General features: G+C 69.0%; 16 protein-coding genes. 10 read left to right on the top strand and 6 right to left on the bottom strand.

The annotated features are described in order from the left end of the window. The first annotated feature begins 34 nt into the window (after nucleotides 1-34). Nucleotides 35-1906: an outer membrane protein assembly factor BamB family protein gene (locus ACWFRU_RS20675; protein WP_453688963.1), complete on the top strand. Its 1872-nt coding sequence runs from the start codon at nucleotides 35-37 to the stop codon at nucleotides 1904-1906. An 830-nt stretch (nucleotides 1907-2736) separates the two neighbouring features. After that, nucleotides 2737-3462, top strand: coding sequence for a helix-turn-helix transcriptional regulator (locus ACWFRU_RS20670; protein ID WP_453688962.1), 726 nt, complete (start codon nucleotides 2737-2739; stop codon nucleotides 3460-3462). Nucleotides 3463-3484: 22 nt separating this feature from the next. On the opposite strand, the gene ACWFRU_RS20665 is transcribed toward ACWFRU_RS20670, so the two are convergent. Together ACWFRU_RS20665 and ACWFRU_RS20660 are read right to left on the bottom strand one after the other, a co-directional pair. Beyond that, the gene (locus tag ACWFRU_RS20665; RefSeq protein WP_451214647.1) at nucleotides 3485-3769 is read right to left on the bottom strand and encodes a hypothetical protein; all 285 of its coding nucleotides are present in this window, start codon (nucleotides 3767-3769) and stop codon (nucleotides 3485-3487) included. A 24-nt stretch (nucleotides 3770-3793) separates the two neighbouring features. After that, the gene (locus tag ACWFRU_RS20660; RefSeq protein ID WP_453688960.1) at nucleotides 3794-5476 is read right to left on the bottom strand and encodes a sodium:solute symporter family protein; all 1683 of its coding nucleotides are present in this window, start codon (nucleotides 5474-5476) and stop codon (nucleotides 3794-3796) included. Between the two features lie 238 nt (nucleotides 5477-5714). On the opposite strand from ACWFRU_RS20660, the gene galT reads away from it, so the two are divergent. From galT to ACWFRU_RS20640, 4 genes are all read left to right on the top strand, one after another. Continuing rightward, nucleotides 5715-6794, top strand: a complete 1080-nt coding sequence (gene galT / locus ACWFRU_RS20655; protein WP_453688958.1) for a galactose-1-phosphate uridylyltransferase — start codon at nucleotides 5715-5717, stop codon at nucleotides 6792-6794. Beyond that, nucleotides 6791-7759 carry a UDP-glucose 4-epimerase GalE gene (gene galE / locus ACWFRU_RS20650; RefSeq protein WP_453688956.1) on the top strand — a complete coding sequence of 323 codons (969 nt, stop codon included), beginning with the start codon at nucleotides 6791-6793 and terminating at the stop codon, nucleotides 7757-7759. The genes galT and galE overlap by 4 nt, the downstream gene beginning before the upstream one ends. 23 nt (nucleotides 7760-7782) lie before the next feature. Next, complete coding sequence (gene galK, locus ACWFRU_RS20645) at nucleotides 7783-8937, top strand: galactokinase (protein ID WP_453688954.1); 1155 nt, start codon at nucleotides 7783-7785, stop codon at nucleotides 8935-8937. A gap of 120 nt (nucleotides 8938-9057) precedes the next feature. Beyond that, the gene (locus tag ACWFRU_RS20640) at nucleotides 9058-9678 is read left to right on the top strand and encodes a Uma2 family endonuclease (protein WP_453688953.1); all 621 of its coding nucleotides are present in this window, start codon (nucleotides 9058-9060) and stop codon (nucleotides 9676-9678) included. On the opposite strand, the gene ACWFRU_RS20635 is transcribed toward ACWFRU_RS20640, so the two are convergent. Further along, complete coding sequence (locus tag ACWFRU_RS20635) at nucleotides 9665-10120, bottom strand: GNAT family N-acetyltransferase (protein WP_453688951.1); 456 nt, start codon at nucleotides 10118-10120, stop codon at nucleotides 9665-9667. The genes ACWFRU_RS20640 and ACWFRU_RS20635 overlap by 14 nt on opposite strands. A 276-nt stretch (nucleotides 10121-10396) precedes the next feature. On the opposite strand from ACWFRU_RS20635, the gene ACWFRU_RS20630 reads away from it, so the two are divergent. Then, nucleotides 10397-11173, top strand: coding sequence for a response regulator transcription factor (locus ACWFRU_RS20630; RefSeq protein WP_360770453.1), 777 nt, complete (start codon nucleotides 10397-10399; stop codon nucleotides 11171-11173). On the opposite strand, the gene ACWFRU_RS20625 is transcribed toward ACWFRU_RS20630, so the two are convergent. Next, the gene (locus ACWFRU_RS20625; RefSeq protein WP_453688948.1) at nucleotides 11132-11629 is read right to left on the bottom strand and encodes a MarR family winged helix-turn-helix transcriptional regulator; all 498 of its coding nucleotides are present in this window, start codon (nucleotides 11627-11629) and stop codon (nucleotides 11132-11134) included. The genes ACWFRU_RS20630 and ACWFRU_RS20625 overlap by 42 nt on opposite strands. A 183-nt stretch (nucleotides 11630-11812) precedes the next feature. Between ACWFRU_RS20625 and ACWFRU_RS20620 the strand changes: the two genes are divergently transcribed. Together ACWFRU_RS20620 and ACWFRU_RS20615 are read left to right on the top strand one after the other, a co-directional pair. After that, nucleotides 11813-12646, top strand: coding sequence for a trans-aconitate 2-methyltransferase (locus ACWFRU_RS20620; RefSeq protein WP_453688946.1), 834 nt, complete (start codon nucleotides 11813-11815; stop codon nucleotides 12644-12646). Continuing rightward, complete coding sequence (locus tag ACWFRU_RS20615) at nucleotides 12646-13011, top strand: VOC family protein (RefSeq protein WP_453688944.1); 366 nt, start codon at nucleotides 12646-12648, stop codon at nucleotides 13009-13011. Before ACWFRU_RS20620 ends, ACWFRU_RS20615 begins: the two co-directional genes overlap by 1 nt. A gap of 15 nt (nucleotides 13012-13026) precedes the next feature. Here the strand turns inward: ACWFRU_RS20615 and ACWFRU_RS20610 are convergent, their stop codons facing one another. Both ACWFRU_RS20610 and ACWFRU_RS20605 read right to left on the bottom strand, forming a co-directional pair. After that, complete coding sequence (locus tag ACWFRU_RS20610) at nucleotides 13027-13713, bottom strand: TetR/AcrR family transcriptional regulator (protein ID WP_453688943.1); 687 nt, start codon at nucleotides 13711-13713, stop codon at nucleotides 13027-13029. Continuing rightward, a complete protein-coding gene (locus ACWFRU_RS20605; protein WP_453688941.1) occupies nucleotides 13710-14717 on the bottom strand; it encodes an acyl-CoA desaturase in 1008 nt (335 codons plus the stop codon). Before ACWFRU_RS20605 ends, ACWFRU_RS20610 begins: the two co-directional genes overlap by 4 nt. 289 nt (nucleotides 14718-15006) lie before the next feature. Here ACWFRU_RS20605 and ppc point away from each other — a divergent pair, with 289 nt between their 5' ends. Beyond that, nucleotides 15007-17739, top strand: a complete 2733-nt coding sequence (gene ppc / locus ACWFRU_RS20600; protein WP_453688939.1) for a phosphoenolpyruvate carboxylase — start codon at nucleotides 15007-15009, stop codon at nucleotides 17737-17739. Nucleotides 17740-17831 lie beyond the last annotated feature (92 nt).

The raw sequence follows: 17831 nt of genomic DNA, 5'->3' as shown, positions 1-17831 counted from the left end.
TCAGTTCAACTCTCGTCCCCAAGGAATCGACGTCATGACCCAGCCGCCCCAGCCACCCAACGAGCCCCCGCAGGGCGGGTTCGGCGCACCGCAGGACCCCCCGCCCGGCGGTTTCGGCGCCCCGCAGGACCCGCCGCCCGCCGGCTTCGGCAAGGCCCCCGAGCCGAACAACCCGTCGTACGGCTACCCGCAGACCCCGCCGCCCGCGCAGCCGCCGACGCCGCCGGCCCAGCCGCCGACGCCGCCGCAGGGCCAGCCCAACTACGGCTACCCGCAGGCACCGCAGGCCCCCGGCACCCCGCCCCCCGGCCAGCCCCAGGGCTACGGCTACCCGGGCCAGCCGACGGCGCCGTACAACCAGCCGACGCAGCCGTACGGCCAGCAGGCTCCGTACGGTGCCTACCAGCAGCCCGGCACCATGCCGATGGCTCCGCAGGCGGGCGTGCCCGGCGGCTCCGGCGGGTCGAAGCTCAGCGGCCAGATGAAGATCATCATCGGTGCGGTGGTCGCGATCGCCCTGATCGTCGGCGGCGGTGTCTTCTACGCCTCGACGCAGAAGGAAGACACCGAGGCGAGCTCCGGGAACCCGACCGGCGGCGGCAAGGGCGGCGAGGGCAAGAAGGGCGGCGGCGAGCAGGGCCCGAGCGGTCCCGGCACGGAGAAGGTCCCGGCCAACACCAGCGCCACGGTTTCCTTCCAACTCCCGCAGCCCGAGGTGCCGGAGAAAGAGGTCTGGACCACAGAGGGTTCCTGGCTCGCCGATGGTGTATATGCCAAAGCGGGAATCAATAAGATCGTCGGTTATGACCCAGCTACCGGCGATGAGCTGTGGGCACTGCCACTCGCGGGACAAACCTGTGCTGGCTCGCGCGAGGTCACCAAGACTGGCATTGCCGTGGTTGCTTACGAGGAAGGTAAGAGGACGAAGGAGGGCAAGTATCAGACTTGCTCGCAGATCTCCGCGATCGACTTGAAGGACGGAAAGAAGCTCTGGACGGAGACCATCGACGAGGGCAGCTCGGCCGCCCGCGTCGAGGAGGTCACCATCAGTGGCAGCACCGTCGCGGCAGGTTCGAGTGCGGGCGGCGCGGCCTTCGACCTCACGTCGGGCGACCACCTGTGGGAGCCTAACCCTGGGGACGAGTGCCAGGACGAAGGTTACGCGGGTGGCGAGCAGTTGGTTGCCGTGCGTAAGTGCGGTGACTACGACGACCCGAAGCTCAAGATTGAGCTGCTCGACCGGAAGTCGGGTAAGGCTCAGTGGACCTTTCCCATCGCCGTCGGCATCAAGTACGCCAACGTGATTTCGACCAACCCTGTCGTATTCGGTCAGCAGACCGGAGCGGACGCAACGAATGTGACGGATGTCTTTTCACTGGATAATAGGGGTCAGTTGCGAGCGAAGATCTCTCTTGGGAAAGACAAGTACGACCACGATTGCGAGTTCGATGTGGTCGATGCCTGTAGTTCCATTGCCGTAGGCAATGACAAGCTCTACGTCCCGACCCGCCAGCACGACGGCGGCGGCGACGGCTACAGCCAGACGAACGAGATCATCTCGTTCTCGCTGGCCACCGGCAAGACGACGGGTGACCGTGCCGACGCGGGTGAGAACGGCGAGATGTTCCCGATCCGCATGGACGGTGGCAACATTCTGGTTTACAAGGATGCCGGTTACGACAAGGGCGCCCAGGTCGTCTCCCTCAACGGCAAGACGATGAAGGAGACCAAGCTTTTGGAGACCCCCGCAGCTGAATCCGTAGGCAGCGCCATCAGCGGCATGGTCCCGAAATCGAATGAACTGTTGTACTCCGACGGCAAGTTGTTCCTCAGTAAGAAACTGGTGAGCAAGCCGTACTCGAAGGACGAGAAAGAGTACTTGGCTATGGGTTTCGCGGCTTCCTAGGATCGGAATTGCTTAATGCCTCTGCCCACCCCCTCAGGGGCGGGCAGAGGCATTAGTTGTGAGACGTGTAGAACTAGGCAATCACTACGTGGCCCCCGTAGACCCAGCCGTACGGGTGATCGGTCGTGCGCTTGAGGTGGTACCACTTGTTCCCGTGGCTGTTCTTGCACCACTTGTCATACGCCTGGTAGATATTCGACTTCACATACCCGACGAGGCCTGAGCTCTCGTAGTATGTAATCCTCAAAGGCGCGGATCGCTTGGTGTAGACCCTTCCACCCCCGGTCTCGCAGACAACCGCTCCCCTTGCGGAAGCGACAGTCCCCTCTGCTGCAGAAGCCGATCCTGTGCCAAGCGTGACGAGCCCGGCCGTCAGAACCAGTGCCGTGAGTGCGCCAACTGCACGATCTCGCATGTCTCTCATCCCTCGGTGTCCATGGGTGGATGGGTACCGAACACAGTACCGAGAGTGTCAACTCGCTCTGCTCGCTCTACGTTTGCGGCGAGGCTCGCTGGGATGCGCAGAGAGTGTGATCATGTATCGATCCACGGCCGATCAGCATCACCGAACGCCTGTGCTGGGTCCGGCTTGTCACCGTTGGTGAATGAGGTGGGTGGGAGAACGAACCGAACTACTCCCCATCCACTCCGTGCCGTACTCACGTCCCCCGTCACCCCCATGGCCGGGATTTCGGCATTCCGGGCCGCTTATCGCCGGGAGGGGGCGCGCGGCGTCGAACAAGCGTGTAGCTTCCGGGGGATGAGTGGGCGTGGGGCCGGGGGGCCCTCGATCCGTGGGGGTTCCGTGGGGGAAAGTGGGGGGCTGCTCGATGGGTGTGCGACTCATGGTGGTCGACGACCACCGACTGCTCGCCGAGGCACTCGCCTCGGCCTTGAAGCTGCGCGGGCACCGGGTGCTCGCCGCGGCCGCGCCCGCGGCCGGGGCGGCGGAGCTGGTCATCAGCCGGGCACCCGAGGTCTGCCTGCTCGGTACGGCGACACCCGCGGAGGCCGGCATGTTCGATCCGGTCGTCAAGATCAAGCGGGACCGGCCGCAGGTGGCCGTGGTGGTGCTCGGCCCGGTGCCGAGCCCACGGGGCATCGCGGCGGCCTTCGCCGCGGGTGCTTCCGGGTACGTACGCCATGACGAGCGCATCGAGGGTGTCGAGCGCGCCATCATGAAGGCGAGAGCCGGCGAGGCGGCCGTCGCGCCGCAACTGCTCCAGGGCGCGTTCAGCGAACTGCTCAATCCGGCCGCGCAGCCCGACGACGAGGGGCAGCGGCTGCTCCAGATGCTCACGCCGCGCGAGGTCGAGGTCCTGGTGCGGGTCGCGGACGGCGAGGACACCCGCCTCATCGCCGCCGGAATGGGGATCGCGCCCAGCACGGCGCGCACGCATGTGCAGCGGGTCCTGATGAAACTGGGCGTCGGCTCCCGTCTGGAGGCGGCGGCGCTCGCCGCGCGGACAGGTCTGCTCGACCGCGCGGAACGGCCCGCCGCGGCCTACCCGCAGGACACCGAGACGCCGACGGGGCCCGAGCCACCGGCACAGTGAACTCGGGCCCCGCCTCCGGGTGTTACTTGTCCTCCTCCGGCGCCTCGGTGGGCGGCGGCGTCGGCCGCAGCCAGAGCCAGCCGAGGAAGAAGAGCCCGAGCGCCAGCATGGCCAGGCCCGTCCAGAGGTTGATGTTGATGTCCTCGGCCTTCTTCATGTCGGCGTCGGACGGGGAGATTCCGGCGATCGTCACGATGATTCCGTAGACGACGAACAGACCGCCGATGATCCGCCGGATGTCGAAGAGACGGGCCGCCGTGGCGGACTTGCGCTCCAGTGCGGAGACTTCGTTTCGCAGTTCAGACATGTTCTTCCGGACCTCCGATCGGGCTCAGAACGAGTAGGGCAGGTAGCAGAGCGCGGCGAGCACGATCGCTCCCCAGCCGAGCAGCGCGGGCTTGCGGTACCAGGCGTCGTCGCCCTCGGCCGGTGGGTCGTCGAGGTCCGGCGCGGTCGTCCCGTAGACCAGACCGGCCAGTTCGGCCTCCGGCTTGGGGGCGGTGAACAGCGTGACGGCGACCATCACCACGGCGCCCGCGACGAAGCCGACGATCGCCGAGACGAAGTTGGCGCCCTGGTCGGTCGGGATGTCGATGACGCCCTGCTTGTAGATCCAGAAGTAGTTGACCATCGCGGCGGTCGTGCCCGCGAGCAGGCCCCACACACCGGACTTCATGGAGGCGCGCTTCCAGAACATGCCGATGATGAAGACCACGAACATCGGGACGTTGAAGAAGGAGAACAGCGTCTGCAGGTAGCCCATGATGTTCGAGAACGACGAGGCGATGAAGGCCGTTCCGATGGACGCGAGGACGCCGATCGCGGTGATCACACGGCCGAACTTCAGGTAGTAGCCGTCCTCGCGGCCCTTGACCACGTACTTCGCCCAGATGTCGTACGTGAAGACGGTGTTGAAGGACGACACGTTCGCCGCCATGCCCGCCATGAACGCCGCGAGCAGACCGGTCACCGCGATGCCGAGGACGCCGTTGGGCAGCAACTCCTGCATCAGGTACGGGATCGCGTCGTTGTACGTCAGATCCGAACCGGCGGTGCCGATCTTCGGGACGAGCACGGCCGCGACCAGGCCCGGGATCATCACCAGGAAGACGATGAAGATCTTCGGGAAGGCGGCGATCAGCGGGGTGCGCTGGGCGGCGGAGAGGTTCTTCGCGGACAGGGCGCGCTGCACCTCGGCGAAGTTGGTCGTCCAGTAGCCGAAGGAGAGCACGAAGCCGAGGCCGAGGATGATCGTCAGCCAGTTCGCGCCGAGCGGGTTGGCGTCACCGATGCCGGTGCCGCCCCAGGCGGTCATGAAGTTCTCGCCGTGCGACTTCTCGATCGAGCCGCTCAGACCGTCCCAGCCGCCGACCTTCTTCAGGCCGATGACGCAGATCGGGATCAGCGCGGCCAGGATCACGAAGAACTGGAGGACCTCGTTGTAGATCGCCGAGGAGAGGCCGCCGATCGTGATGTACATCAGGACGAAGAACCCGGCGACCACGATGGCCACCCACTGCGGCCAGCCGAGGAGCGCCTCGACGACGATCGACAGGGCGTAGAGGTTCACGCCCGCGATGAGGATCGCGGCGAACGCGAAGAGCACCGAGCTGAGCAGGTGCGCCGACTTGTCGAAGCGCTGGAGCAGGTACTCGGGGACCGAGCGGACCTTGCTGCGGTAGTAGAACGGCATCATCACGAGGCCGAGGAAGACCATCGCGGGGATGGCGCCGATCCAGTACCAGTGGACGACCGCGACGCCGTACTGTGCGCCGGTCGCCGCCATGCCCAGGATCTCGGTGGCGCCGAGGTTCGCGGCGACGAACGCGAGGCCGGTGACCCAGGCGGGCAGGGAGCGGCCCGAGAGGAAGAAGTCGAGGCTGGTCTTCACGGAGCGGCGGGCGGCGAAGCCGATGCCGAGGACCACGGCGAAGTAGATCGCGAGGATCGCGTAGTCGAGGCCGTTGGTGGGCAGCCGAAGCCCCTCGGCCAGGGTCTGTGTGGGGGACTGCATGGGGAACTCGCTTCGTTGCGCGAACTGATCAGACCGGAACCTACGCTTCCCGCATCAAGAACTGAAGACTTCTGTTGGTGTTCTTTGTTGGATTGTGATCGGACGCATAGCTGCCGCCCAGCTGTCCCTTGGATGGGCCTGTTCCAGCCTCCTTCGCGCCGCGTCATTGACGACGCTGTTGGCTTGTGATTTGTTGTGTGCGGTTATGTTGGGTGGGTGTTGGTGAGGAGCCCCGGACGTGAAGAAGACCTCGACCCGTCTCGCCGACGGTCGTGAGCTCATCTACTACGACTCGCGCGACGACGCGGTGCGCGACGCCATCGACCGGAGGCCCCTGGACCCCATCTCCACCACATCGGAGATCCGCCGGGACCCCCTCCTGGGCGACGCGGTCGCCATCGCCTCGCACCGCCAGGGCCGCACCTACCACCCGCCGGCCGACGAGTGCCCGCTCTGCCCCTCCGCGGGAGACCGGCTGAGCGAGGTCCCCGACTCCTCGTACGACGTGGTGGTCTTCGAGAACCGCTTCCCCTCGCTCGCCGGGGACGCCGGCCGCTGCGAGGTCGTCTGCTTCACCTCCGACCACGACTCGTCCTTCGCCGACCTCACCGAGGCACAGGCGGGCCTCGTCCTGGACGCCTGGACCGACAGGACCGCCGAGCTCTCGCACCTCCCCTCCGTCGAGCAGGTGTTCTGCTTCGAGAACCGCGGGGCCGAGATCGGCGTGACCCTGGGCCACCCGCACGGCCAGATCTACGCCTATCCCTTCGTCACCCCGCGCACGTCCCTGATGCTGAGGTCGCTCGCCGCGCACAAGGAGGCGACCGGCCACAACCTCTTCGACGACGTGGTGGCCGAGGAGTCGGCCGGCGAACGCGTCGTCCTGGACGCCGAGCACTGGGTGGCCTTCGTCCCCTACTCCGCGCACTGGCCCTACGAGGTGCACCTCTACCCCAAGCGCCGGGTGCCGGACCTGCTCGGGCTCGACGAAGCCGCGCGCACAGAGTTTCCCCAGGTCTATCTGGAACTGTTGAGGCGCTTCGACCGGATCTTCGGGGAAGGTGATGGCGGGCCCAAGGGGGGCGAGCCGCTCACGCCGTACATCGCCGCCTGGCACCAGGCGCCGTTCGGCACGCTGGACGGACATGACGGGGTCAACCGGGACGACTTCGCCCTGCACCTCGAGCTTTTCACCATTCGCCGCACTTCGGGCAAGCTGAAGTTCCTCGCGGGTTCCGAATCCGGCATGAGCGTGTTCATCAACGACGTGCCGCCGGAAGCCGCGGCCCAGCGACTGCGAGAGGTAGCGAGTTCATGAGCGGTAAGTACCTGGTCACCGGCGGGGCGGGCTATGTGGGAAGCGTGGTGGCCCAGCATCTGATCGAGGCCGGGCACGAGGTGACCGTCCTGGACAACCTCTCGACCGGCTTCCGCGAGGGCGTCCCGGCCGACGCGACGTTCGTCGAGGGCGACATCCGGGATGCCGCCAAGTGGCTGGACTCCTCCTTCGACGCCGTGTTGCACTTCGCCGCCTTCTCGCAGGTCGGCGAGTCCGTCGCGAAGCCCGAGAAGTACTGGGACAACAACGTCGGCGGCACGATGGCGCTGCTCACCGCGATGCGCGACGCGGGCGTGCGCAGGCTGGTCTTCTCCTCCACGGCGGCGACGTACGGCGAGCCCGTCAGCACCCCCATCACGGAGGCCGACCCGACCGCCCCCACCTCTCCCTACGGCGCCTCCAAGCTCGCCGTCGACCACATGATCACGGGCGAGGCGGTGGCCCACGGCCTGGCCGCGGTGTCGCTTCGCTACTTCAACGTGGCGGGCGCGTACGAGGCGTCTTCGAAGGTCATGTTCGGCGAGCGCCACGACCCCGAGTCGCACCTCATCCCCCTGGTCCTCCAGGTCGCCCAGGGCAAGCGCGAGGCGATCTCCGTCTACGGCGACGACTACCCGACCCCGGACGGCACCTGCGTCCGCGACTACATCCACGTCGCGGACCTCGCCCAGGCGCACATGCTCGCCGTGGAGGCCGCCACCTCCGGCGAGCACCTGATCTGCAACCTCGGCAACGGCAACGGCTTCTCCGTGCGCGAGGTCATCGAGACCGTCCGCGAGGTCACGGGCCACCCGATCCCCGAGGTCATGGCCCCGCGCCGCGGCGGCGACCCGGCGACCCTCGTCGCCTCCGCCGCCACCGCGCGCGAGAAGCTCGGCTGGAACCCGTCCCGCGCGGACCTCGCGGGCATCGTCGCGGACGCGTGGGCCTTCGCCCAGCGCTGACACATGGGGACAAGGGGTAACTGATGGACGTAGCGGGGCAGTTCGCCGATCTGTACGGGTACGCGGCGGACGGGGTCTGGTCGGCTCCCGGCCGGGTCAACCTCATCGGCGAGTACACGGACTTCAACGAGGGCTTCGTGATGCCGCTCGCGCTGCCGCACACGGCGGTGGCGGCGGTGGCGCGCCGCACGGACGGCGTCCTGCGCCTGCACTCGGCGGACATCGACGCCCCGGTCACGGAACTGCGGGTCGACGACCTGACGCCCCTCTCCAAGTACGGGCAGGGCGGCTGGGCCGCTTACCCGGCGGGCGTGGTGTGGGCGCTGCGGGACGCGGGCCATGACGTGTCCGGCGGCGCGGACATCCACCTGGTGTCGACCGTGCCGACGGGAGCGGGCCTGTCCTCGTCGGCGGCCCTGGAGGTCGTCACCGCCCTCGCCCTGAACGACCTGTACGAACTAGGCCTGTCGGGGCCCGAGTTGGCGGTCCTGTCCCAGCGCGCGGAGAACGCCTTCGTGGGCGTTCCCTGCGGTGTGATGGACCAGATGGCGTCCGCGTGCGCGACCGAGGGCCACGCCCTGCACCTGGACTGCCGCGACCTCACGACCCGCCAGGTCCCCTTCGACCTCGCGGCACACGGCCTGCGGCTCCTGGTGGTCGACACGCGGGTCAAGCACGAACTGGGCGACGGCGCGTACGCGGAGCGCCGGGCGGGCTGCGAGGAGGGCGCGCGCATCCTGGGCGTCACGCACCTGCGGGACGTCCCGTACGCGGAACTCCCCGCCGCCCTGGCCAAGTTGCCGGACGAGCGGGTTCGCCGCTACGTCCGCCACGTCGTCTCGGACGACCACCGGGTGGAGCAGGTCATCGGCCTGCTCGACGCGGGGGAGGTACGGGCGATCGGGCCCGTCCTGACCGAGGGCCACATGTCCCTGCGGGACGACCTCCGCATCTCCTGCGAGGAACTGGACCTGGCGGTGACCTCCGCGAACGCGGCAGGCGCACTGGGCTCCCGCATGACGGGCGGCGGCTTCGGCGGCTCGGCCATCGTCCTGGTGGAGGAGACCGACACGGAACAGGTGACGAAGTCGATCCGGACCGCGTTCACCACGGCGGGCCACACGACACCACGCGTGTTCCCGGCGGTGCCTTCGGCGGGGGCGCGACGGGAGGTCTGAGCACGTCGGCAGGCAGGACCGACGGCCCGGGTCCGGCCCGTCACCCGTTGTGCTGACGATCATCGGAACCGGCCGTTACCGTTGTGGAGCAGGCCGAGAATCCCGCCCATGGGAGGAACCATGACCGCCGAGCCGATCGCAGCGCCCGAGCCCGAGCCGGAGCAGGGCTGTCGCTGGCCGGTGCCGCCGCAGGACGGGTACACCGTGGACAACCTGTTCACTCTGCCCGGCCTCCCGCCGCACACCGAGCTGATCGACGGGAGCCTCGTCTTCGTGAGTCCGCAGCGGGATTTTCACAGCACCATGATCGACCTTCTGGTGGCCGGCCTGCGCCGTACGGCCCCCGGGGCACTCAAGGTCAGGCGGGAGATGACCGTCGTCCTGGACCCGCGCAACGGCCCCGAGCCCGACGTCAGCCTCGTCCGGGCCGAGGCCGTCACCGGTATGGAGCAGACGAGGTTCGTGGCCGCCGATGTACTGCTCGCGATCGAGGTCGTCTCGCCTGATTCCGAGGCCCGTGACCGGGACACGAAGCCCCACAAGTACGCGGCTGCCGGAATCCCGAACTTCTGGCTTGTCGAGATGACGGACGCGAACCAGCACCCCGTGGTGCGCGTCTACGAACTCGATCCGCTGTCCAAGACGTACGCACTCACCGGCATCCACCACGACCGGCTCAAGGTTTCCGTCCCGTACGACATCGACGTCGACATCAGTGTCGAGGCGCTCAAGGAGCTGTGACGGACAGTTTCTTCGTCAGCGTGAACTCCTTGGCGCCCTCCGGGTAGTCCGGGATGACCGAGACCACCTCGTAGCCCTGGCCGCGGTAGAAGCCCGGGGCCTGGAAGTCCCAGGTTTCCACTCGGGAGTTGAGGCATTCGCGTTCTTCGCGTGCGATGCGTTCCGCCTCGGTGAGGAGGCTCGCGCCGAGGCCGGCGCCCTGGTGTTTTTCGCTGACCCAGAGGTAGTTCACGTGGAGCCAGCGCCCCCAGGTGTGCCCGGCGAGGCCGCCGACGAGGCCTTCCGTTTCTTCCATGAGCCAGACGGCCAGTGGTATTTCGCGGTCCTGCGGGGTGCCGCGCAGGGCGCGGATCACGGGGGAGGCCGCGGAGTTCGCGTCCTCAAGACCGGCGAGGAGCAGAGCGAACCGCTCTTTGTCGACTCCTGTCTCAATACGAAACATACGGCTCACCCTAAACGCGCTGGCCAGTCAGTTCTGTAAATTACCTTCCGCTCCTGCCCTGCGGCCCTACTCTGAGTGGCAGTGCCGGTGGGGGCCGGCACTGATCAGGGGGCGAGACAGTCGGGTACGACACCCGGCGTGGGGGTGGCAGTCACAGCTCGGCGGCGGCCGTGCGACTGCGGCGACCCTCGTTCCGGGTGTCGTGCCCGCACCGTACGTCCTCCGACGTCGGGGTATCCCCTGCTCTTCGAGGAGAGCTTGGGGGAGGGGGTTTCAGTGGTTCGTATCCGAGTCCTGGTCGTCGACGACCATCGCATCTTCGCCGAGTCGCTCGCGGCGGCACTGGCGGCGGAGCCCGACGTCGACGTGTCCGCGGCGGGCAGCGGCCCGGCCGCACTGCGCTGCCTGGAGCGGGCGATAGCCGAGGGGCGCAGATACGACGTGCTGCTCGTCGACGCCGATCTGGGCGCGTCCGCGAGCGCCATGCAGGGCGTGCGCCCCGCGCCCTCCGTGCAGGAGGGCAACGCGGACGGCCTGGTGGACGGCATCTCCCTGGTGGCCGGGGTCCGTTCGGGCCAGCCGATGGTCCGCACCGTCGTGCTCGCCGAGAAGGACGACCCGCGCAGGGCCGCCCTCGCGCTGCAGGCCGGCGCCTCGGGCTGGGTCGCCAAGGACTGCTCGCTCTCCCGGCTCCTGACGGTCATCCGGGGGGTGCTGCGGGAGGAGACGCATCTGCCGCCCGCGCTGCTCACCGGCGTCCTGCGCGAGCTGACCGCCGCCCGCAAGCACCGCACGGAATCCGAGCGCCTGGTGGAGTCGCTGACCCCGCGCGAGCGCGAGGTCCTTCGCTGCATGGTGGCGGGCCTGGGCAGGAAGGCGGTCGCCGAGCGGCTTTTCCTCTCCCCGCACACCGTGCGCACGCACATGCAGAACGTGCTGGGGAAGCTGGGTGTCCACTCCACGCTCGCCGCCGTCGCGCTGGCCCGCAGGGCGGGGGTCGGGCCGGTCGACCTAGCCGGGGATGTTGTCGAACGGGGCGGTCAACTGGCGTAGCAGCCCGGCGAGTTCTCCGCGCTGTCCGCGCGAGAGCTCGGCGAGGATCGCCCGCTCCTGCTTGAGGAGACCGGCGAGGGCCTGGTCCGCGCGGTCCTGCCCTTCGCCGGTCAGCCGCACGAGCACGCCCCGCCGGTCGCTCGGATCGGGCAGCCGCTCGACGAGGCCCTTCTTCGCGAGCCGGTCGATGCGGTTGGTCATCGTGCCGGACGTGACCAGGGTCTGGGTGAGGAGCTGTCCGGGGGAGAGCTGGTAGGGCGCGCCCGCGCGCCGCAGCGACGTCAGTACGTCGAACTCCCAGGGCTCCAGATTGTGCTCGGAGAACGCGAGCCTGCGGGCCCTGTCGAGATGCCGTGCGAGCCTGCTGACGCGGCTGAGCACCTCGAGTGGTTCCACGTCGAGGTCGGGGCGCTCCCGGCGCCATGCTGCGACCAGACGGTCGACCTCGTCCTCCATGACGATCAGTGTAGGGGGTCTGTCGACATGAAGTCTCTTGACGTCAAGATACTTCGGGGTTGAGGATGGTGGTACGGCGTCCGTACGGAGGTTGACGAAGTCGTGCGGAGTGCAGCTTCGGCGGACCCGACCCGTACGACGTCGAGGCCGGTGAAGGTCCGCGAACCGAGGAGGTCCCGCTCCATGCCAGCAGCCCCCGCTCCCACCTGGGACCCCGGCCAGTACCTGCGTCACGAAGGGCACCGCGCCCGCCCCTTCGTGGACCTGCTGGCCCGCATCCCCGAACTCCCCGCCACCGACGGCCGTACGCCACGCGTCGCGGACCTGGGCTGCGGCCCCGGCAACGTCACCCGGCTCCTCGCCGAACGCTGGCCCACGGCGCACATCACGGGCTTCGACAACTCCCCGCAGATGCTGGAGCAGGCCGAGCGCCTCGCGGGCCCCACGTCCGGCGGCGGCCACCTCGACTTCGCCGCGGCGGACGCGGGCGACTGGGCCCCGCCCGAGGGGACGTACGACCTGATCCTGTCCAACGCGACCCTGCAGTGGGTCCCCGGCCACCCCGACTCCTTCCCCGCCTGGATCGCGGCGCTCACCCCCGGCGGCACCTTCGCCTTCCAGGTGCCCGGCAACTTCGACGCCCCCAGTCACGTACTGATGCGGGAGCTGAGCGAGTCCGAGCGGTGGCGGGAGCGGCTCGGCGGGCGGCTGCGGCACGCGGACGCGGTGCTCCGGCCGGCCGCCTACCTGGAACGGCTGGTGGGGCTCGGCTGCGAGGCGGACGTCTGGGAGACGACGTACCTGCATCTCCTGGAGGGCGAGGACCCGGTCCTGGACTGGGTGAAGGGAACGGGCCTGCGGCCGGTCCTCACGGCACTGGAGAAGGACCCGGAGGCCAGGGACGCGTTCCTCTCCGAGTACCGCGAGCTGCTGCGCAAGGCGTACCCGGCGGGCGCGGGCGGCACGGTGTTCCCCTTCCGCAGGGTGTTCGGGGTGGCGCGGAAGGGCGCGGCCTGATGCTGGTGGCCGTCGACCACGTACAACTGGCGGCCCCACCCGGCAGCGAGCCCGAACTGCGGGCCTTCTACGGCGACGTGCTCGGCATGACGGAGATCCCCAAGCCGCCCGCGCTCGCCGCGCGGGGCGGCTGCTGGTTCCTCTCGGGGGCCGTGCAGCTGCACCTCGGCATCGAGGCGGACTTCCGCCCCGCACGCAAGGCGCACCCAGGGCTGCGGGTGCGGGACATCACCGCGTACGCGCAGCGCCTCGCCTCCCGGGGCACCCCCGTCACCTGGGACGACGCCCTGCCGGGCCACCGCCGCTTCTACGCCGACGACCCGGTGGGCAACCGCCTGGAATTCCTCGAACCGGAGCAGCCGTAGCCCGGGCCCGGGGTGCTAACTCTTGCGGTGGCCTATCAGGCGTGGCTTCGGCTCCAGACCGTCCAGGCCGTGCCATGCCAGGTTCACCAGATGCGCCGCCACCTCCGCCTTCTTCGGCTTGCGGACGTCCAGCCACCACTGACCCGTCAGCGCGACCATGCCGACCAGCGCCTGGGCGTACAGCGGGGCCAGCTTCTGGTCGAAGCCCCGGGTCTTGAACTCCTGGCCCAGGATGTCCTCGACCTGCGTCGCGATGTCCGAGATGAGCGAGGCGAAGGTGCCCGTCGACTGCGCCACGGGCGAGTCACGGACCAGGATGCGGAAACCGTCCGTGTACGTCTCGATGTAGTCCAGGAGGGCGAACGCCGCCTGTTCGAGCAGCTCACGCGGGTGGCCCGCCGTCAGCGCCCCCGTCACACCGTCGAGCAGCGCCCGCATCTCGCGGTCCACCACCACCGCGTACAGACCTTCCTTGCCGCCGAAGTGCTCGTACACGACAGGCTTGGAGACCCCGGCCTTCGCCGCGATCTCCTCCACCGACGTGCCCTCGAAGCCCTTGGCGGCGAAGAGGGTGCGGCCGATGTCCAGCAACTGCTCCCGGCGCTCGGCACCCGTCATCCGGGTCCGGCGCGCACGCCGGGGCTGCTTCTCTTTGCTGGAGGGGCTGGTATTGCTGGAGTCGGTCGCCACGTCGTCAATCATGCCGGGCCGACGGTCGTCTGCTTCCGGCGGGAGTCGATACGGGACTCCGACGGCCAGCGGACATCGGTCGCCCACCCCAGCTGCTCGCACCAGCGGATGATCCGCGCCGACGAGTCGACCTGGCCCTTCAGCACACCGTGCCGCGCGGATGTCGGGTCGGCGTGGTGGAGGTTGTGCCAGGACTCGCCGCAGGACAGGACCGCGAGCCACCACACGTTGCCCGAGCGGTCACGCGACTTGAACGGGCGCTTGCCGACCGCGTGGCAGATCGAGTTGATCGACCACGTCACGTGGTGCAGCAGCGCGACCCGGATCAGCGAACCCCAGAAGAACGCCGTGAAGGCACCCCACCACGACATCGTCACCAGGCCGCCGACCAGCGGCGGGATCGCCAGCGACACGATCGTCCAGAGCAGGAACTGGCGGGAGATCGCACGCAGCGCCGGGTCCTTGATCAGGTCCGGCGCGTACTTCTCCTGCGACGTCTGCTCCTCGTCGAACATCCATCCGATGTGCGCCCACCACAGGCCCTTCATCAGGGCCGGGACCGTCTCGCCGAAACGCCACGGGGAATGCGGGTCGCCCTCCGCGTCGGAGAACTTGTGGTGCTTGCGGTGATCCGCCACCCAGCGCACCAGCGGGCCCTCGACCGCCATCGACCCCGCCACGGCCAGCGCGATCCGCAGCGGACGCTTCGCCTTGAAGGAACCGTGCGTGAAGTAACGGTGGAAACCGATCGTGATGCCGTGGCAGCCCAGGTAGTACATGAACACCAGCAGGCCGAGATCCAGCCAGCTCACCCCCCAGCCCCAGGCCAGCGGCACCGCCGCGATCAGGGCGAGGAACGGCACGGTGATGAAGAGCAGCAGCGCGAGCTGCTCCAGCGAACGTTTCTGCTCCCCGCCCAGCGTCGCGGAAGGGGCGGGAGAGGCAGCGGGGGTGGGGGAGGGAGAAGCGTCTTCGATCACATCAGTGTCGGAATACGCATCGGAAGACATGGTCATGGGCACGTCCCCTGTGGGGTCGAGGGTGAGGGTCACGGCGCGGGTGCGGCGGGCACACGATCACGGGTCCCGCGTTGTCTACGGTCCCGTAACCTACGGCGACGTAAGTATGGCAGCGCGGAACCCGGCGGCAAGAGGCCGCGAGTCCGTGCCGCGATGTGACACCTATCCTTGGAATCGGTCGGACAGCGCGGTCCGCTCTCTCTCATTCCCCCGGAACACGGATTCATATCCGGCCGGGAACCCCTCCCAGACCTGACGTGCTTCAACACTGCAAGGAGCCGCACCTGTGAGCAGTGCCGACGACCAGACCACCACAGCCAGCACCGAGCTGCGCGCCGACATCCGCCGCCTCGGCGACCTGCTGGGCGAGACCCTCGTACGTCAGGAGGGCTCCGAGCTCCTCGAACTGGTCGAGAAGGTCCGCCGCCTGACCCGTGAGGACGGCGAGGCCGCCGCACGCCTGCTCGGTGGCACCGAACTGGAGACAGCGGCCAAGCTGGTCCGCGCCTTCTCCACGTACTTCCACCTGGCCAACGTGACCGAGCAGGTCCACCGCGGCCGCGAGCTGCGCGCCCGCCGGGCCGCCGAGGGCGGGCTCCTGGCCCGTACCGCCGACCGGCTCAAGGACGCCGACCCCGAGCACCTGCGCCAGACCGTGGAGCACCTGAACGTGCGCCCCGTCTTCACCGCGCACCCCACGGAGGCCGCCCGCCGCTCCGTCCTCAACAAGCTCCGCCGCATCGCCGAGCTCCTCGAGACCCCGGTCATCGAGTCCGACCGGCGCCGCCACGACACCCGCCTGGCCGAGAGCATCGACCTGGTGTGGCAGACCGACGAGCTGCGCGTCGTCCGTCCGGAACCCGCGGACGAGGCCCGCAACGCCATCTACTACCTGGACGAGCTGCACGCCGGCGCCGTCGGTGACGTCCTCGAAGACCTCACCGCGGAGCTGGAGCGCGTCGGCGTCCAGCTGCCGGAAGGCACCCGGCCGCTCACCTTCGGCACCTGGATCGGCGGCGACCGGGACGGCAACCCGAACGTGACGCCCGCCGTCACCTGGGACGTCCTGATCCTCCAGCACGAACACGGCATCAACGACGCCCTCGCCCTCGTCGACGAGCTGCGCGGCTTCCTCTCCAACTCCATCCGCTACACCGGAGCCACCGAGGAACTCAAGGCCTCCCTCCAGCTCGACCTGGAGCGGCTGCCCGAGATCAGCCCCCGCTACAAGCGGCTGAACGCCGAGGAGCCCTACCGCCTCAAGGCGACCTGCATCCGGCAGAAGCTGGAGAACACCAAGGAGCGCCTGGCCCGCGGCACCGCCCACGAAGAGGGCCGCGACTACCTCGGCACCGGTGAGCTTTTGCACGACCTCACCCTCGTCCAGACGTCGCTGCGCGAGCACAAGGGCGCCCTGTTCGCCGACGGCCGGATGAACCGCACGATCCGTACACTCGCCGCGTTCGGCCTCCAGCTCGCCACCATGGACGTACGCGAGCACGCCGACGCCCACCACCACGCGCTCGGCCAGCTCTTCGACCGCCTGGGCGAGGAGTCCTGGCGCTACGTGGACATGCCGCGCGAGTACCGGCAGAAGCTGCTCGCCAAGGAGCTGCGGTCGCGGCGCCCGCTGGGCCCGTCCCCGGCGCCCGTGGACGCCGCCGGCGAGAAGACCCTCGGCGTCTTCCTCACCGTCAAGAAGGCCCTCGAAGTCTTCGGCCCCGAGGTCATCGAGTCCTACATCATCTCCATGTGCCAGGGCGCCGACGACGTGTTCGCCGCTGCCGTCCTCGCCCGCGAGGCCGGTCTGATCGACCTGCACGCAGGCTGGGCGAAGATCGGCATCGTGCCGCTCCTGGAGACGACGGACGAGCTGCGCGCCGCCGACGTCATCCTCGACGAGATGCTCGCCGACCCCTCCTACCGCAGGCTCGTCGCGCTGCGCGGCGACGTCCAGGAGGTCATGCTCGGCTACTCCGACTCCTCCAAGTTCGGCGGCATCACCACCTCGCAGTGGGAGATCCACCGTGCCCAGCGCAGGCTCCGTGACGTCGCGCACCGGTACGGGGTGCGCCTGCGCCTCTTCCACGGCCGCGGCGGCACCGTCGGCCGCGGCGGCGGCCCCTCGCACGACGCGATCCTCGCGCAGCCGTGGGGCACGCTGGAGGGCGAGATCAAGGTGACCGAGCAGGGCGAGGTCATCTCCGACAAGTACCTCGTGCCGTCGCTGGCCCGCGAGAACCTGGAACTGACCGTCGCGGCGACACTGCAGGCCTCCGCCCTGCACACCGCCCCGCGCCAGTCCGACGAGGCTCTCGCCCGCTGGGACGCCGCGATGGACGTCGTCTCGGACGCCGCGCACTCCGCCTACCGGCGGCTCGTCGAGGACCCGGACCTGCCGACGTACTTCCTCGCCTCGACGCCGGTGGACCAGCTCGCCGACCTGCACCTGGGCTCGCGGCCCTCACGCCGCCCCGGCTCGGGCGTCTCGCTCGACGGACTGCGCGCCATCCCGTGGGTCTTCGGCTGGACCCAGTCGCGGCAGATCGTGCCCGGCTGGTTCGGCGTCGGCTCCGGCCTCAAGGCGCTGCGGGAAGCCGGTCTGGACACCGTGCTCGGCGAGATGCACGAGCACTGGCACTTCTTCCGGAACTTCCTCTCGAACGTCGAGATGACCCTCGCGAAGACGGACCTGCGCATCGCCCGCCACTACGTGGACACGCTCGTCCCCGACGAGCTGAAGCACGTCTTCGACGTCATCGAGGCCGAGCACGCGCTGACGGTGCAGGAAGTCCTGCGGATCACCGGCGGCACGAAGCTGCTCGACTCCCACCCGGAGCTCCAGCAGACCTTCGCCATCCGTGACGCCTACCTGGACCCGATCTCGTACCTCCAGGTCGCGCTCCTGAAGCGCCAGCGTGACGCGGCGGCGGCGGGCGAGGAACCGGACCCCCTGCTGGGCCGCGCCCTCCTCCTCACCGTCAACGGCGTGGCCGCGGGCCTGCGCAACACCGGTTGATTTTCGCCGGCGGGGCGCCTTGCTCTGGTGAGGCGCCCTTGCCGGGGCCTGCGCCGCCGCTTCGCGGCGGATGTCTCCCCGCCCACCCACCC

The sequence above is a fragment of the Streptomyces sp. NPDC055099 genome (assembly GCF_053607685.1).
This window is presented reverse-complemented; position numbering and strand designations above follow the sequence as displayed.

Coding starts and splice junctions, on each gene's coding strand:
- ACWFRU_RS20675 (WP_453688963.1), top strand. CDS start 35: ATGACCCAGCCGCCCCAGCCACCCAACGAGCCCCCGCAGGGCGGGTTC.
- ACWFRU_RS20670 (WP_453688962.1), top strand. CDS start 2,737: ATGGGTGTGCGACTCATGGTGGTCGACGACCACCGACTGCTCGCCGAG.
- ACWFRU_RS20665 (WP_451214647.1), bottom strand. CDS start 3,769: ATGTCTGAACTGCGAAACGAAGTCTCCGCACTGGAGCGCAAGTCCGCC.
- ACWFRU_RS20660 (WP_453688960.1), bottom strand. CDS start 5,476: ATGCAGTCCCCCACACAGACCCTGGCCGAGGGGCTTCGGCTGCCCACC.
- galE (WP_453688956.1), top strand. CDS start 6,791: ATGAGCGGTAAGTACCTGGTCACCGGCGGGGCGGGCTATGTGGGAAGC.
- galK (WP_453688954.1), top strand. CDS start 7,783: ATGGACGTAGCGGGGCAGTTCGCCGATCTGTACGGGTACGCGGCGGAC.
- ACWFRU_RS20640 (WP_453688953.1), top strand. CDS start 9,058: ATGACCGCCGAGCCGATCGCAGCGCCCGAGCCCGAGCCGGAGCAGGGC.
- ACWFRU_RS20635 (WP_453688951.1), bottom strand. CDS start 10,120: ATGTTTCGTATTGAGACAGGAGTCGACAAAGAGCGGTTCGCTCTGCTC.
- ACWFRU_RS20625 (WP_453688948.1), bottom strand. CDS start 11,629: ATGGAGGACGAGGTCGACCGTCTGGTCGCAGCATGGCGCCGGGAGCGC.
- ACWFRU_RS20620 (WP_453688946.1), top strand. CDS start 11,813: ATGCCAGCAGCCCCCGCTCCCACCTGGGACCCCGGCCAGTACCTGCGT.
- ACWFRU_RS20615 (WP_453688944.1), top strand. CDS start 12,646: ATGCTGGTGGCCGTCGACCACGTACAACTGGCGGCCCCACCCGGCAGC.
- ACWFRU_RS20610 (WP_453688943.1), bottom strand. CDS start 13,713: ATGATTGACGACGTGGCGACCGACTCCAGCAATACCAGCCCCTCCAGC.
- ACWFRU_RS20605 (WP_453688941.1), bottom strand. CDS start 14,717: ATGACCATGTCTTCCGATGCGTATTCCGACACTGATGTGATCGAAGAC.